This window comes from Aliidiomarina taiwanensis, assembly GCF_003987015.1.
Taxonomy (GTDB): domain Bacteria; phylum Pseudomonadota; class Gammaproteobacteria; order Enterobacterales; family Alteromonadaceae; genus Aliidiomarina; species Aliidiomarina taiwanensis.
Window position 1 is genome coordinate 1 of the sequence record NZ_PIPQ01000007.1, and the last position, 14,038, is coordinate 14,038.

Genomic DNA, 14,038 nt, shown 5'->3' on the forward strand with positions numbered 1-14,038 from the left:
TTTGTAAGGCTCTTCCATTCAAAAGTTCAACTATTGCCAACCGAAGTTGGTCTTTATGTTGATGCTTTTGTCTGCAAGTGCCCACACAGATTACTTGGCTTGATAAATTGTTAAAGAGCGTTGCTTCGTTCCGAAGCAGGGAAGCGTATTCTACGCTTCCGGCCAGTAAAGTCAAGGGCTAAATTTATTTTTCTTAGCGCTTCTTTTCTTGGCTGTTGCCGGTTTGTGCCTGACAACGGATGCGAATTATAGAGATCATTTTCATTAGATCAACCACTATTTTCAAAATTAGTTTCGACTGCCTAAAATACAGCCAACACGCACAAAAAAAGGGCTAAAACCTGAGGTTTCAGCCCTTTCTCAACTATATACACTCTTATACTTTACTTCTTGCTTTCTTCTTCTTGCTTCTCTTCATGTGTTTTATCATTGAAGTCCGCGTCATCAATCTCATCACCTAGTACATCTTTGAGCTTTAACTGACCCGATTTGCGAATGGTATAGATAGGCCCTGATGCTGCGTACACCACAGCCAAGATAAACAATACCAATGCTGGCTCTGTGGCAATGACGACAAATACTAAAACAATAAGAAGGATAACTAAAAAGTTTACCTTGCCGCGCCAGTCTACATCCTTAAAGGAATGGTACTTAAAGTTACTCACCATAAGTAAGCCAGACACTATCGTTAATAGTGCAACTAATATATCAATGCTGGTTGGTTCTATCTCGTAGCGAGCTCCAACCCACACAATGCCTGCAACAATGGCTGCACCACTTGGAATAGCAAGGCCTTGGAAGAAGTTACAATCAGCAGTACCTAGCGATGCATTAAAACGAGCAAGTCTTAAGGCACCACCTGCTACAAAAATAAATGCCGCCAGCCAACCTAACTTACCTAAGTCATGTAGCGCCCAGTTATAAGCAACTAACGCTGGTGCCACTCCAAATGAAACAATGTCCGCCATGCTGTCGTATTCAGCACCGAACTCGCTCTGCGTATTCGTCAGTCGGGCAACGCGTCCATCAAGGCCGTCAAAAATCATCGCCACAAAAACTGCAATGGCCGCCTGCTGAAAGTCGCCATTCATCGACGCAACGATGGCATAGAAGCCAGAGAATAAACCTGCTGTAGTAAACAGGTTAGGTAATAAATAGATTCCGCGGTGTGTGCGGCCCCGTTCTTGTTGCTCTGACATATAAATTCCCATAATAAAAAGACTGTAATACCCCTATAAGAGTATCACAGTCTTTGAAGAAGGGGATCAACCTTACTCTTAAGAACTAATTAACAGCCCTTGTTCTCCTCGCGTAACTTTGATGGTGTCGCCCGGTGCAAATTCGCCTTGCAATATAGCCTGTGCTAGCGGGTTTTCTAGCTCATTTTGGATGGCTCGTTTCAACGGTCGCGCACCAAACAATGGGTCAAAGCCCACTTCCCCTATGAGAGCTAGTGCATCATCGCTTATATCAAGGGTCAGCTCGCGCTCTTCTAAGCGTTCCACTAAACGGTCTATTTGTAACTTCGCAATGCGTTGAATATGGTCCGCACCCAGTGGGTGGAACACCACGGTTTCATCTACACGGTTTAAAAACTCTGGGCGGAACGAGTGTGCTAACACTTCGTTAAGCATTTCTTTCATTTCCGTATATTCAATGCTCCCTGCCTTTTCTTGAATGAGTTCAGAGCCCAAGTTCGACGTCATGATAATAACAACATTCCGGAAGTCGACAGTACGCCCCTGGCCATCGGTCAAGCGGCCATCGTCTAGTACCTGCAGAAGTATATTGAATACATCTGGGTGCGCTTTCTCTATTTCATCCAATAGAATGACAGAATAAGGACGGCGACGAACTGCTTCTGTTAAGTAGCCTCCTTCTTCATAGCCTACATAACCGGGTGGTGCACCAACTAAACGTGCAACCGCATGCTTTTCCATGAACTCGGACATATCAATGCGCACCATGGCTTCTTCAGTATCGAACATAAAGCGCGCTAAGGTTTTTGCCAGTTCTGTTTTACCTACACCCGTTGGACCTAAAAACAAAAACGAACCTATAGGCCGGGCCGGGTCACTTAACCCTGCTCGGGAGCGGCGAATAGCATTGGCCACAGACACAACCGCCTCGCGCTGCCCAACCACGGTTTCGTGCAGCACATCTTCCATGTTTAACAACTTGTCGCGTTCACCTTCCAACATTCTATTCACGGGTATACCGGTCCAACGCGCCAACACCTCAGCTATTTCTTCTTCCGTTACACGGTTCCGTAATAAGTTCATTTCTTGCATTTCAGCTTGCAGAGCAAAGTCTAATTTTCGCTCTAATTCTGGAATGCGGCCATATTGAAGCTCGGACATGCGGTTTAAGTCACCCGCCCGTCGTGCTATTTCTAAGTCCGTTCTGGCTTGGTCTAGCATCCCTTTAATATGCTGATGCCCCTGCAATGCAGCTTTTTCTGTGTTCCAAATTTCTTCAAGCTCTTGGAATGTCTTTTCGTGTTCAGCAATTTCAGCTTCTAACACTTCTAGGCGCTTCTTGCTGGCTTCATCTTTTTCCTTACTCAACGCTTGGCTTTCAAGCTTCAACTGAATAATGCGACGTTCGACACGATCAAGCTCTTCTGGTTTCGAGTCTATTTGAATACGTAAACTAGAGCCCGCTTCATCAATTAGGTCTATGGCTTTGTCGGGCAGCTGGCGGTCGCTGATATAACGGTGTGACAAACTCGCAGCCGCAACAATTGCCGGGTCGGTAATTTCAACAGAATGATGCAACTCGTAACGCTCTTTTAAGCCACGCAAAATAGCAATTGTGTCTTCAACCGTAGGCTCTTCTACCAATACTCGCTGGAAACGGCGCTCTAGAGCGGCATCTTTTTCAATAAATTCACGATATTCATCCAGGGTCGTAGCACCGACACAGTGAAGCTCACCGCGGGCTAAAGCTGGCTTCAGCATATTACCAGCATCCATAGCACCGTCCGCTTTCCCTGCGCCAACAACCATGTGCATTTCATCTATAAACAAGATGATTTGGCCTTCCGCTTGTTGCAATTCATTCAATACAGCTTTTAATCGCTCTTCAAACTCCCCACGGTACTTTGCACCAGCTAGTAACGCGCCTAAGTCAAGCGACAACACCCGCTTGTTTTTTAGCCCCTCAGGGACTTCGTTGTTTACTATGCGCTGCGCTAGCCCTTCCACAATTGCGGTTTTACCAACTCCTGGCTCGCCAATAAGTACAGGGTTATTTTTGGTCCGACGCTGTAACACTTGAATGGTACGTCTAATTTCTTCATCACGGCCAATCACTGGGTCTATTTTGCCCTGCTCAGCACGCTCGGTTAAGTCCACCGTGTATTTATCAAGTGCTTGACGCTGTTCTTCAGCATTTTGGTCATCTACTTTTTGCCCATTGCGTATATTATCAATGGCTTCTTCGATATTTTTCGCTGTTAGGTTGTTCTGTTTTAGTATTTCTCCAAGCTTGCCTCGGTCTTCTGTCGCAGCTAAAACGAACAGCTCACTTGATATGTAACTGTCTTTTCGTTTTTGAGCATACTTGTCGCACAAATTTAATAAGTTGCCGGTAGCCGCAGAAAGCTGCACTTCACCACCAATGCCTTGTACTTGCGGCAGTGCAGCAATGGCTTTTGAAAGCTCTGCCCGTATTTGATTCAAGTCAGCACCAAGAAGTTGGAGCAATGGACGCACCGAACCGCCTTCCTGGTTTAACAAGGCAGTCATTAAATGAACCGGTTCTATATATTGATTATCTCTGCCAAGTGCTAATGACTGAGCATCTGAGAGAGCAAGCTGGAACTTACTTGTAAATTTATCTAATCGCATGAATTTGTTTCCTTATCCCACTGCTTATACTTGCTATATGGGCACGGAAAGCTGCTAATTCAAGGTTGAATTCTAATCAATTTAAGTTTGTCTTATTCAGCAGGAGGTGCTGCAAGCCAAAGAAAAGAAGCCATGCGACCTGTTTGGCCGTCTCGGCGGTAGGAGAAAAAACGTTCACTTTCTGAATAGGTACACTGCCCACTCGAAGAAACATGGTAAACACCATGCCGGCTAAGCTCTGCAGTTACTAAAGCCGGCAGGTCCAGTAACCAACGGTTACCAGAAGCTTTAAAATGGCTTAAGTGGTTAGGCTGCATTTGCACCATTGCTTGCACAACATCGTCACCCACTTCAAATGCCAAGGGACCAATTGCAGGACCAAGCCAAGCATGTAGTCCGCCTGTTGGTGTTTGAAACGACGCTAATGTGCGTTCAATAATACCACCAGCAACACTGCGCCAGCCACAATGAAGGAGCGCGATTTCTGTTCCCGCATGGTCAGCGATAAACAAGGGAAGGCAGTCAGCCGTCATGATGGCCAATACCTGCTGAGGCGTTCGGGTATAACTTGCATCTGCTTCAGGCACCAGCTGTGGCGCTTGAGAAACGTGCACGACATCCGTGCCATGCACTTGCTGTAACCAATGAACCTCTGGGGGCAAATGACAATATTTGCTTACCCGCAAGCGGTTCTCGCGCACCGCTGCTTCATTGTCGCCCACATGCAAGCCAAGGTTTAAAGCTGCGTATGGGCCAGTACTAACCCCGCCACTGCGCAACGTGGTAAACCCATGCACGCGAGAGTTTACTTGCCAACGAGGCGCGACGGTCTCTATCAAGCTAGGTTTTCCTCTCTATCCTCACGTAGGGTTTTAATGAGGGTAATAACATCGTCTGGCAGAGGAGATGAAAAGCTCATCGACTCGTATGTTTCAGGATGTACAAAAGAAAGATGCACAGCATGTAACGCTTGCCTTGGGAAACGACGCAATAGTGCAGCTAGCTCGTCACTCGACTTTGCTAGCGGGCGTGGTCTACCACCGTATTGTGGATCACCCACAAGGCCATGTTTGATATGCGCCATATGCACACGTATTTGGTGTGTACGGCCACTTTCTAAACGTAATCTTAAATGCGTATGAGCTCGGAAGCGTTCAATCACTCGGTAATGAGTGGTCGCTTCTTTTCCTGTAGGCACAACTGCCATATGGGTACGCTTGGTGGGGTGTCGACCAATCGGAGCACTCACTGTACCACCAGCTGTCATCACCCCCATCACCACGGCCTCATACTCTCGCACTACTTCTCGTGCTTTGAGGTCTTCCGTTAGGCTGGTATATGCGTTGGCATTCTTTGCCACCACCATTAAACCACTGGTTTCTTTATCTAAGCGGTGCACAATACCTGAGCGTGGAAGAGCTTCAAGCTCTGCACAATGGTGCAGCAATGCATTCAAGAGTGTCCCATCGGTGTTTCCAGCACCTGGGTGAACGACAAGTCCCGCGGGTTTGTCTATCACTATCACATCGTCATCTTCATAGACAATGTTCAAGTCAATTGGCTGGGCCACTGGCTCCTCAACTATTTCTAGCTCTGCCTCTATGGCAACCGACATGCCCGGAATAACTTTTTCCCGGGGTTTAGTGACAACTTCACCTTCTAATTGAATCGATCCGCTTTGAATCCATTTTTTTAACTGTGAACGCGAATATTCAGGGAACATAATCGCTAAGGCTTGGTCAAAACGTAGGCCAAGGGCTTCATCAGGTATAATTGCGCTTTCGCGAACTTGATTTGTCATATAACTTGCGCTGTGCATCCTCGTTTCGGTACGTTACAATCACTTCGTTGATTAAGTTTACCCCGATGAGCATCTTCATCCCAGTGAAATAATGATAAAGGTTGGATTAAAGCATGAGATTAGTCGTTGCCGCTGTTTTTGCAAGCGTCGTTTTATTAAGTGGGTGCTCTTCTAAGCCCAAACAAGAAGTTGTTGAACGCAGCACCGTCGAAACCATGTACGAAACGGCGCAAACGTATTTAGATGTCGGTCGGTTTGCTGAAGCTGCGCAAGTCCTTACTTCCATGAATACCCGCTACCCTTTCGGCCCTTATACGCAGCAAGTTCAACTCGACCTGATTTACGCCCTGTACAAAATAGGTGACCAAGACAAGGCCCTTTCACAAATCGACCGCTTTTTGCAATTGAACTCAAACCATGCGGATTTAGATTACGTGCGCTATATGCGGGGTCTTGTATACCAACAAGCTGAAAGTAGTATGTTTCAAGATATGTTTGGTGTAGACCGCTCGGACCGTTCCCCGCTCTATGCCCAGCGCGCCTTCGATGAGTTTCGCGAGCTGGTACGCTTGTACCCGAACAGTGCTTATGCAGCCGACGCGCAAGCCCGTATGCTAGGCCTTAGTTCACGCTTGGCGCAATACGACCTGCATGTTGCCGAATATTACTTTCGTCGCGGTGCTTTTTTAGCCGCTGCTAACCGTGCGAAAAAGGTAGTGGAGTCTCACCCTGGTGTACCAGAGCAAAAACAAGCACTAGAGTTAATGGTAAAAAGCTATCATGAAATGGGCTTAGAGCAGCAGTCGGAAGACGCCAGAGTCCTTCTTGAAAAGAACTTCGGTTAACCAAGTATACGAAGACGCCTATTAAACGGCGTCTTCGTTTTCCTCACCCGTACGAATGCGAATAACGCGAGCCACATCCGTTACAAATATTTTTCCGTCACCAATTTTACCTGTCTGAGCCGCTTCAACAATCACTTCCAGACATCTGTCCACGTCCGCGTCTGCAATCACAACTTCCACCTTCACCTTCGGTAAAAAGTCGACCATATATTCAGCACCACGGTAAAGCTCCGTATGTCCACGTTGGCGGCCAAAGCCTTTCACCTCTGAAACTGTCATGCCTGCTATACCAATATCAGACAAAGCCGCACGCACATCGTCTAATTTGAAAGGTTTTATAATTGCTTCAACTTTTTTCATAAAGCACCCTTAACTTTCTGCCGCGTATGTCTTTGCCATATTCCAAAAATAACCATTGGTAATGGGGTAACGGCGATCTTTATGGAAGTTACGGCCTGTCACTTTAGGCCCTACAGCGCCTTGCTGGCGTTTATACTCATTCAGCTCAATTAGACGTACCACTTGCATCACGCTTTCTTCTGGATAGCCTTGCGCAACCAGCTCGGCCAAGCTCATGTCTTTCTCCACATACCCATCGATAATGGCATCTAGTACATCGTATGGCGGCAGAGAGTCTTCGTCTTTTTGATCCGGTGCTAACTCTGCAGAAGGCGGTCGTTCGATCACTCGCACGGGTATAGCAGTCCCTAGCGTATTACGGTAACGTGATAAAGCATACACCATGGTTTTAGGCACGTCCTTTATGGGTGCAAAACCGCCACACATATCGCCATACAAGGTGCAGTAACCGACCGCCAGCTCGCTTTTGTTGCCTGTGGTTAGCAGCAGTTTACCGGACTTATTCGAAAGGGCCATGAGCGTCATTCCGCGGCAGCGCGCTTGAAGGTTTTCTTCTGTCGTGTCGCGTTCAGTTTTTTCGAACAGAGGTGTTAGCTCTGTCATAAACGCATTCACCATGGACTCTATCGGCACAATATCAAATGCACAGCCCATATCTGTTGCCTGTTGCTTGGCATCTTCAACGCTTATTTGCGCTGTATAAGTATAGGGCATCATCACCGCATGAACGCGCTCGGGTCCTAGCGCATCCACGGCAATAGCCAACGCTAAGGCCGAGTCGATGCCGCCAGACAAACCAAGCAACACGCCTGGGAATCCGTTTTTGTTCACATAATCATGAAGAGCCAACACCAACGCTTGGTAAGTGCTTGCCAGCTCAGGCAGCTCTGTTGGTTTTTCCTGCGTCAATACTCTGCGCCCTTGAATAGAAACCACCTGCACGGCTTCTTCACAATGGGGAAGCTGCATGCACACTTTGCCTTGGGCATTGAGCACCATGGAGTTACCGTCAAAGACAAGTTCGTCTTGGCCTCCCACCATATTCACATAGACAAAAGGTCGTTGTGTTTCTTGGCACCGTGCCATGACTTGCTGCTTACGCAAATTTAGCTTGCCCACTTCAAAGGGCGACGCATTAATGGCGAGTAAAACATCGGCGCCAGCTTCAGCTGTCTGCTTCACGACTTCCTCAGACCAAGCATCTTCACAAATTAACAAGCCTAAGTTGTGTCCTTTAAATGGCACCACTGTCGCTTTTTCACCCGCACCAAAGTTACGCTTCTCGTCGAACACGCCATAATTAGGCAAGTTTCGTTTCAAGTAGGTCGTAACGCGCTCCCCGTCGACATAGAGAGCCATTGCATTATAACTCTGCTCTGCGTTGCGAACGGGCAAGCCAAGCACAAAGGGCTTTTGTAACGACAGTTCAAGCAAGGCAGGCTCGAGGCTTTCTAATTGCGTATAGAGGTCTGGTCGGTCAACTACGTCCTGCAGGGGATAACCTGTCAGGGCTAACTCTGGAAATACCACCAGGTCACATTCTGGAGCAGTCGCAACGGCTTCGCGTATTTTCTCAAGGTTTCCTGTTAGGTCGCCTACTTTAAAGTTCAGCTGAGCAAGCGCCAGCCGTAAAACATCATCCGCCATTGGTCTTTTCGTCTCCAGTCCATAAAAGCAGGCTGGATCATAGCGAACCAGCAGGGTGGGGTAAATAGGAAAGGGCTAGCCAACCTCTTCATCGAATTGCAAGTCTTCAGGAATAGGCAGTTCACTGCTCGGTTTTTTCGGCCGTTTGCCACGCCCACTGTGGAAGGCACGTAGCTGGTAGACATATGCAAGTACCTGCGCAACGGCCATAAACAAGCCCTCGGGTATTTCATGTCCAAGCTCTGTTGTATAGTAAATAGAACGAGCAAGTGGCGGGTTACTCAATAACGGCACCTCCGCTTCGTCTGCAATTTCACGAATACGTGCAGCCACTTCATCGCGACCTTTGGCGACAACACGTGGAGCGTCACGGCCATTAGGGTCGTACTTCAAAGCCACAGCAAAGTGGGTGGGGTTGGTAACCACAACATCGGCCTGGGGGATGTCTTGCATCATTCTGCGCATCACCATCGACATTTGCATCGAGCGCATTTTAGCTTTTACTTGCGGGTTACCTTCCGAGTTTTTCCGTTCGTCTTTCACTTCTTGCTTGGTCATTTTCAGCTGTTTGTGGTGTTTGTGGCTTTGAAAAGGCACATCAATGGCCACAATCAGCAATAAACTTAAAACCATCAGGACAAATATAAAGCCCACCAGCTTTAAAGCGTCGGCAAAAATAACGGGTTGAATACCTTCCGATAAGCTAATGATTTTTGGAAATTGCCACTTCAGCAAAAAGTAAGAACAAATAGCAATAACAAAGAATTTTCCCAAGCCTTTCAGCAATTCAACAATAGCTTGAGGCCCAAACATACGCTTAAAGCCTTTTAAAGGACTCATTTTTGAAGGCTTCGGTGACGCTGCCTGCATCGAGAAATTAAAGCCGCCCAACATAATATTGCCAACAAAAGCGCCAAGCACCACAATACCGAAAAAGATACTCATTGGCTTCAGCAAGGCTGAACCTACTTTAGGCCACAACTGAAACATTACCATCTGGTCAAAACCGGCATTTCTGTCCAGCTCAAATTGCATCGCCATTATCGACTCGAGACCAAGAGCAAACTGAGGCGCAGTAATAATAAGTGCGATTGCAGCAGAAAGCAGAACCCCCAACGTGCCGAGCTCTTTCGAACGGGCAACCTGCCCTTTCTCTCGCGCTTGCTCCTGCTTTTTCGCTGTGGGTTCTTCTGTTTTTTCCTGACCGTCACTCATAGTAAGCCCTTAGCACTGGCCACTTAAAATAAAACAGAGCGCATCAAGCCCTCTGTTCCACTGGGCTTCAAAGTGCTGAACAAAATTCCCTATGGTCAACCAAAGTACAAGCAATCCAGACACCAGCTTAATTGGAAAACCAATACTAAAAATATTCAACTGCGGTGCTGCGCGCGTCATCACGCCAAAAGCTAGGTTCATCACCAAAATAGACACCACCGCTGACAAAGCAAAGGTCATGCCCGCAGCAAACATCCAACTGCCCCAGGTGGCTATATAATACATTGCGTCTGCGTCTGGCCCTCGCGGTCCAATAGGAATGGCATCAAAGCTCATAACCACGACACGCACCATCATCAGGTGGCCGTCTAATGCTAAGAAAATCAACGAGGCTAACATTAAGTAAAACTGTGCTATAACAGGAACTTGCTGTCCTGAACTCGGGTCCACCATGGCGGCAAAGCCCAAGCCTATTTGCATTCCAAGTATTTGTCCGGCAACGGCAAAGGTATGCACCACCATTAACGACACAATGCCAAGGATCATCCCAATCAATACTTGTTGGGCGGTAATCAACATGCCCAGAAGTGACACGGTTTCAAAGGTATATTGAACAGGTGGCAGGGCAGGCGCTATTCCCAAGGTAATGGCCAGCGCCACGGCTAATTTAATACGCACGGGCACTGAACGTCCTGAAAGCAGCGCCATGGTGCTAAACATCCCAGCCACTCGAACCAGTGGCCAATAATGCTGCGCCATCCAACTCAGTATAACGTCGAGGGTAACGTCCATTAGCCGATAACTTGCGGAATGCGCATATACATTCCTATGGTAAAGTCCATGAGTTGCTGAACAAACCAATGACCTGCTAAGCCAATGGTTGTAATGGTGACAATCAGCCGAGGTAAGAAACTTAAGGTTTGCTCGTTAATTGAGGTCGCCGCTTGGAACACAGCAACCGCCAGACCTACCAACAAACTCGGCACTATAATGGCACTGACCATTAACACCACCATAAACAGGGCGTCACGGAACACATCAACAAACACTTCAGGACTCATACTTGCTCCTTACCTATAAGCCAAAACTTCCGGCAAGTGTGCGCATGACCATGCTCCAGCCGTCTACCAATACAAAAAGCATTAACTTAAAGGGCAACGACACCAGCATGGGTGAAAGCATCATCATCCCCATCGCCATCAGGACACTGGCTACCACAAGGTCAATAATAAGAAATGGAATAAAAATCATAAAACCTATTTGAAAGGCCGTTTTCAATTCGCTCGTAATAAACGAGGGAATTAAAATAGACATGGGAACGTCTTCCACCTTATCGATTTCAACATACCCTGCAATATCAAGAAACGTCTCTAAGTCAGAGGTTCGAGTTTGAGAAATCATAAAGGCTTTTATGGGTGCCCGAGCCCGCTCTACAGCTTCCAAAGGCATAATTTCTTCTGCTAGGTATGGCTGTAATGCTTCGTCGTTTATTTGGCTGAAAATAGGCGACATAATAAAAAACGTTAAAAATAAGGTCAGCCCAAGCAAAATCTGGTTCGAAGGTGATGACTGCAAACCTATAGCTTGTCGCAGAATAGCCAACACGATAATAATGCGGGTAAAGGAGGTGGTCATAATAACCAGCGCCGGAATAAAACTCAGCGCTGTCATGACGGCCAGAATTTGCAACGTTACCGAATAACTTTGCGAACCATCGTCATTGGTGGTTACAGTGACAGCACTTATGCCACTTTGCTGCGCAAAAGCAGTCTCAGGAAGCAGTATAGCCGCAAGAGCTAAGCCTATAAAAATAAGGTATTTCATTCGGTTTTACACCGTTATTGTTGTGATAAGGGTATTATTGCCCTCAAAGTTGCTGCTTACAAGTCCATTCGCTGACAAACGGAACGCTTAAGCTTGTACGTCCGGGTCCTTCGGTTTGGGCAGCTCTTTTAACAAACTAACCTGCTGTGCGGTTACACCTAATACAAGCTGTACGTCGGCTACTTGCACAACCACAACTCGCTCTTTAGGGCCCACCATAGAGGTACTAACAACCTGCACATCTTGCTTCTTGTGTTTTGGCAACCCCAGATGAAAGCGCTTTACTACATGTGCTAAGGCGAGAATAACCGCTAGCACAACTATTAGCATTACTAAGGTAGTGCCAACGTCGCCCCACGACATAATGGGGCCTGAATTCGCACCTACCACGCTTGTAGTACTCTGTGCTTCTTGCATGCTATTTCAGTTTCCGAATACGCTCAATCTGACTAATCACATCGGTTAAACGAATACCAAATTTGTCGTTAACCACCACCACTTCACCATGCGCTATTAAGGTGCCGTTGACAAGCACGTCTAGGGGTTCACCAGCTATACGCTCAAGCTCAACAACTGAACCTTGGTTCAACTGAAGTAAGTTACGAATACTAATTTGGCTGCGCCCCACTTCCATAGAAATGGTAACTGGAATATCTAAAATAGCATCCAGCCGGCCCGACTCTTCACTACTGGCGGACTCGTCTTTTAGCTCATCTAGCTCAGCAGCTTTTACCGACTCATTCTCACCTTCGCCGCCTTCTAAGGCTGCCTGCTCGGCGAGTGCCGCTTCCCAATCGTCCATATCGCCATCACCCTGTTTGTTGTCTATGTCATCGCTCATAAGATTCTCCTAGCACTTAGCGCGCTTTTGGATCAAAGTCTTTTTCTAACTCTTGCAGTTCCGCGTCACCACCAATTCTGCGGCCACCTCGGGTTAGCATATGAATATCAGACTTTACCGTTTCTGGCCGTGCTATTTTCGACGACACCTGAATTGCCAAGTTGTCATCTTTACGACCAAGTTTACCCCTAAAGGTCGGTAAGTCTTCAATAAATACCGTTAAGTCTTCCGGCATTTCAATTGGAATAATATCGCCAGCTTCCAAGTCCATCACTTCTCTTAAAGACAATTCTGTTTCACACAGCTTGCTACGCAACTCAACTGGCACATCCATAATTTCGTCACGTAACGCCTTACTCCAGCGTAAGTCTGTGTCTTCTTTATCGCTTTGCACCCCGGCATCTAATAGTTCACGAATGGGTTCTAACATGGAATAAGGTAACGCCACATGAAAGTCACCACCGCCACCGTCTAACTCAATGTGGAATGAACTAATGACAATCACCTCTGTGGGGCTCACAATGTTGGCCATGGCAGGGTTCACTTCCGAGTCCAAGTATTCAAAGCCCACATCCATAACAGGTGCCCAAGCTTCTTTATAGTCTTCAAAAATCAGCTTTAACAGCATTTGAATAATACGTCGCTCGGTAGGCGTAAACTCCCTCCCTTCTATCTTGGCATGGTAGCGGCCATCACCACCAAAAAAGTTATCTACCAAAATAAAAACAAGGCGCGCTTCCATCGTAATAAGCGCTGTTCCTTTTAAGGGTCTAAATCGCACCATGTTAAGGCTCGTTGGCACAAACAGCGTATGTACGTATTCACCAAACTTAATCATTTGCACGCCGTTTATCGACACTTCAGCGCTGCGTCGCATCATATTAAACAAGCTAATACGCATGTGCCGAGCAAATCGTTCGTTCACAATTTCAAGCGTTGGCATACGCCCACGCACAATCCGATCTTGCGACGAAAAGTCAAAATCAATAGCGTCTGCATCAGAGCCTGTCAGTTCAACCTGCTCTTCCTCAACGTCGTCGACCCCATGCAATAAGGCGTCTATTTCGTCTTGGGATAATAAATCACTCACAGCCATAGCTCACCACCTATTGCATGACAAAGCCCGTGAAGAGCAATTCTTCAACAACAGGGCTTCCGGTTAATTCTTCAAGAGCCTCACGTAACACTCGTAGTGACTCTTCTCTCAGGGCGACCCGCCCTTCGCGTGTTTGCAAGCTTTCCGACGTCACCGACGAAAAAGTTTTATGCAACAAGCCTTCAATTTTCGGTATGTGTTGACGCGCTAAGTCGTCGTTACGGGGGCCGCGCACCATCAGCTCTGCTGTAATTTGCACTAGCCGGTCACGCGTTTGCCCAGGCACATTAAAAATGAACGGACGCGGAAGTTTTACATAGTACGCTGTGCCCGCTGCAGGCCCCGTGACACTTAAGCCTCTGGGTTGCTCTGAACTAACTTCTTCCTCACCCGAGCTCAATAAGAAAAACGCGGCAATACCTACAACAAGCACAACGACAGCAGCTACCCCAATCAAAATAAACTTTTTCGAGGCGCCTTTCTGTTCTGTGCTACCTGTTTCTTGGGTTTCAATTTCAGCTGCCATTCGTTTCTCTCTTTCTCGTCCTTTGCGTTTCC

General features: G+C 47.1%; 15 protein-coding genes. 1 reads left to right on the top strand and 14 read right to left on the bottom strand.

What is annotated here, in order from left to right:
• Nucleotides 1-383 precede the first annotated feature (383 nt).
• From pssA to rluD, 4 genes are all read right to left on the bottom strand, one after another.
• A complete protein-coding gene (gene pssA / locus CWE15_RS09745) occupies nucleotides 384-1,199 on the bottom strand; it encodes a CDP-diacylglycerol--serine O-phosphatidyltransferase (protein WP_126757904.1) in 816 nt (271 codons plus the stop codon).
• Between the two features lie 78 nt (nucleotides 1,200-1,277).
• Complete coding sequence (gene clpB / locus CWE15_RS09750) at nucleotides 1,278-3,851, bottom strand: ATP-dependent chaperone ClpB (protein WP_126757905.1); 2,574 nt, start codon at nucleotides 3,849-3,851, stop codon at nucleotides 1,278-1,280.
• A gap of 92 nt (nucleotides 3,852-3,943) precedes the next feature.
• Complete coding sequence (gene pgeF, locus CWE15_RS09755) at nucleotides 3,944-4,690, bottom strand: peptidoglycan editing factor PgeF (RefSeq protein ID WP_126757906.1); 747 nt, start codon at nucleotides 4,688-4,690, stop codon at nucleotides 3,944-3,946.
• The gene (rluD, locus tag CWE15_RS09760) at nucleotides 4,687-5,652 is read right to left on the bottom strand and encodes a 23S rRNA pseudouridine(1911/1915/1917) synthase RluD (RefSeq protein ID WP_126757907.1); all 966 of its coding nucleotides are present in this window, start codon (nucleotides 5,650-5,652) and stop codon (nucleotides 4,687-4,689) included. The genes pgeF and rluD overlap by 4 nt, the downstream gene beginning before the upstream one ends.
• Nucleotides 5,653-5,765: 113 nt before the next feature.
• On the opposite strand from rluD, the gene CWE15_RS09765 reads away from it, so the two are divergent.
• Nucleotides 5,766-6,497, top strand: coding sequence for an outer membrane protein assembly factor BamD (locus CWE15_RS09765; protein WP_126757908.1), 732 nt, complete (start codon nucleotides 5,766-5,768; stop codon nucleotides 6,495-6,497).
• Between the two features lie 21 nt (nucleotides 6,498-6,518).
• Here CWE15_RS09765 and CWE15_RS09770 read toward each other — a convergent pair whose 3' ends face one another.
• The 10 genes from CWE15_RS09770 to fliL all read right to left on the bottom strand — a co-directional run bounded on the left by CWE15_RS09770 (nucleotide 6,519) and on the right by fliL (nucleotide 14,006).
• On the bottom strand, nucleotides 6,519-6,857 hold the full coding sequence (locus CWE15_RS09770) for a P-II family nitrogen regulator (RefSeq protein WP_126757909.1): 339 nt from the start codon (nucleotides 6,855-6,857) through the stop codon (nucleotides 6,519-6,521).
• Between the two features lie 9 nt (nucleotides 6,858-6,866).
• Nucleotides 6,867-8,504, bottom strand: coding sequence for an NAD+ synthase (locus CWE15_RS09775; protein ID WP_126757910.1), 1,638 nt, complete (start codon nucleotides 8,502-8,504; stop codon nucleotides 6,867-6,869).
• Between the two features lie 75 nt (nucleotides 8,505-8,579).
• Nucleotides 8,580-9,719, bottom strand: a complete 1,140-nt coding sequence (gene flhB / locus CWE15_RS09780; RefSeq protein ID WP_126757911.1) for a flagellar biosynthesis protein FlhB — start codon at nucleotides 9,717-9,719, stop codon at nucleotides 8,580-8,582.
• A 9-nt stretch (nucleotides 9,720-9,728) separates the two neighbouring features.
• Entirely contained in the window at nucleotides 9,729-10,511 is a 783-nt protein-coding gene (fliR, locus tag CWE15_RS09785; protein WP_126757912.1) for a flagellar biosynthetic protein FliR, read from the bottom strand.
• Complete coding sequence (gene fliQ, locus CWE15_RS09790) at nucleotides 10,511-10,780, bottom strand: flagellar biosynthesis protein FliQ (RefSeq protein WP_126757913.1); 270 nt, start codon at nucleotides 10,778-10,780, stop codon at nucleotides 10,511-10,513. The genes fliR and fliQ overlap by 1 nt, the downstream gene beginning before the upstream one ends.
• Before the next feature lie 13 nt (nucleotides 10,781-10,793).
• Nucleotides 10,794-11,543, bottom strand: a complete 750-nt coding sequence (gene fliP, locus CWE15_RS09795) for a flagellar type III secretion system pore protein FliP (RefSeq protein WP_126757914.1) — start codon at nucleotides 11,541-11,543, stop codon at nucleotides 10,794-10,796.
• 87 nt (nucleotides 11,544-11,630) lie between these two features.
• Nucleotides 11,631-11,960: a flagellar biosynthetic protein FliO gene (gene fliO / locus CWE15_RS09800; RefSeq protein ID WP_126757915.1), complete on the bottom strand. Its 330-nt coding sequence runs from the start codon at nucleotides 11,958-11,960 to the stop codon at nucleotides 11,631-11,633.
• A 1-nt stretch (nucleotide 11,961) separates the two neighbouring features.
• On the bottom strand, nucleotides 11,962-12,384 hold the full coding sequence (gene fliN, locus CWE15_RS09805; RefSeq protein WP_198675011.1) for a flagellar motor switch protein FliN: 423 nt from the start codon (nucleotides 12,382-12,384) through the stop codon (nucleotides 11,962-11,964).
• A 16-nt stretch (nucleotides 12,385-12,400) separates the two neighbouring features.
• A complete protein-coding gene (fliM, locus tag CWE15_RS09810; protein ID WP_126757916.1) occupies nucleotides 12,401-13,474 on the bottom strand; it encodes a flagellar motor switch protein FliM in 1,074 nt (357 codons plus the stop codon).
• A 16-nt stretch (nucleotides 13,475-13,490) separates the two neighbouring features.
• Nucleotides 13,491-14,006: a flagellar basal body-associated protein FliL gene (fliL, locus tag CWE15_RS09815; RefSeq protein WP_126757917.1), complete on the bottom strand. Its 516-nt coding sequence runs from the start codon at nucleotides 14,004-14,006 to the stop codon at nucleotides 13,491-13,493.
• Nucleotides 14,007-14,038: the final 32 nt, after the last annotated feature.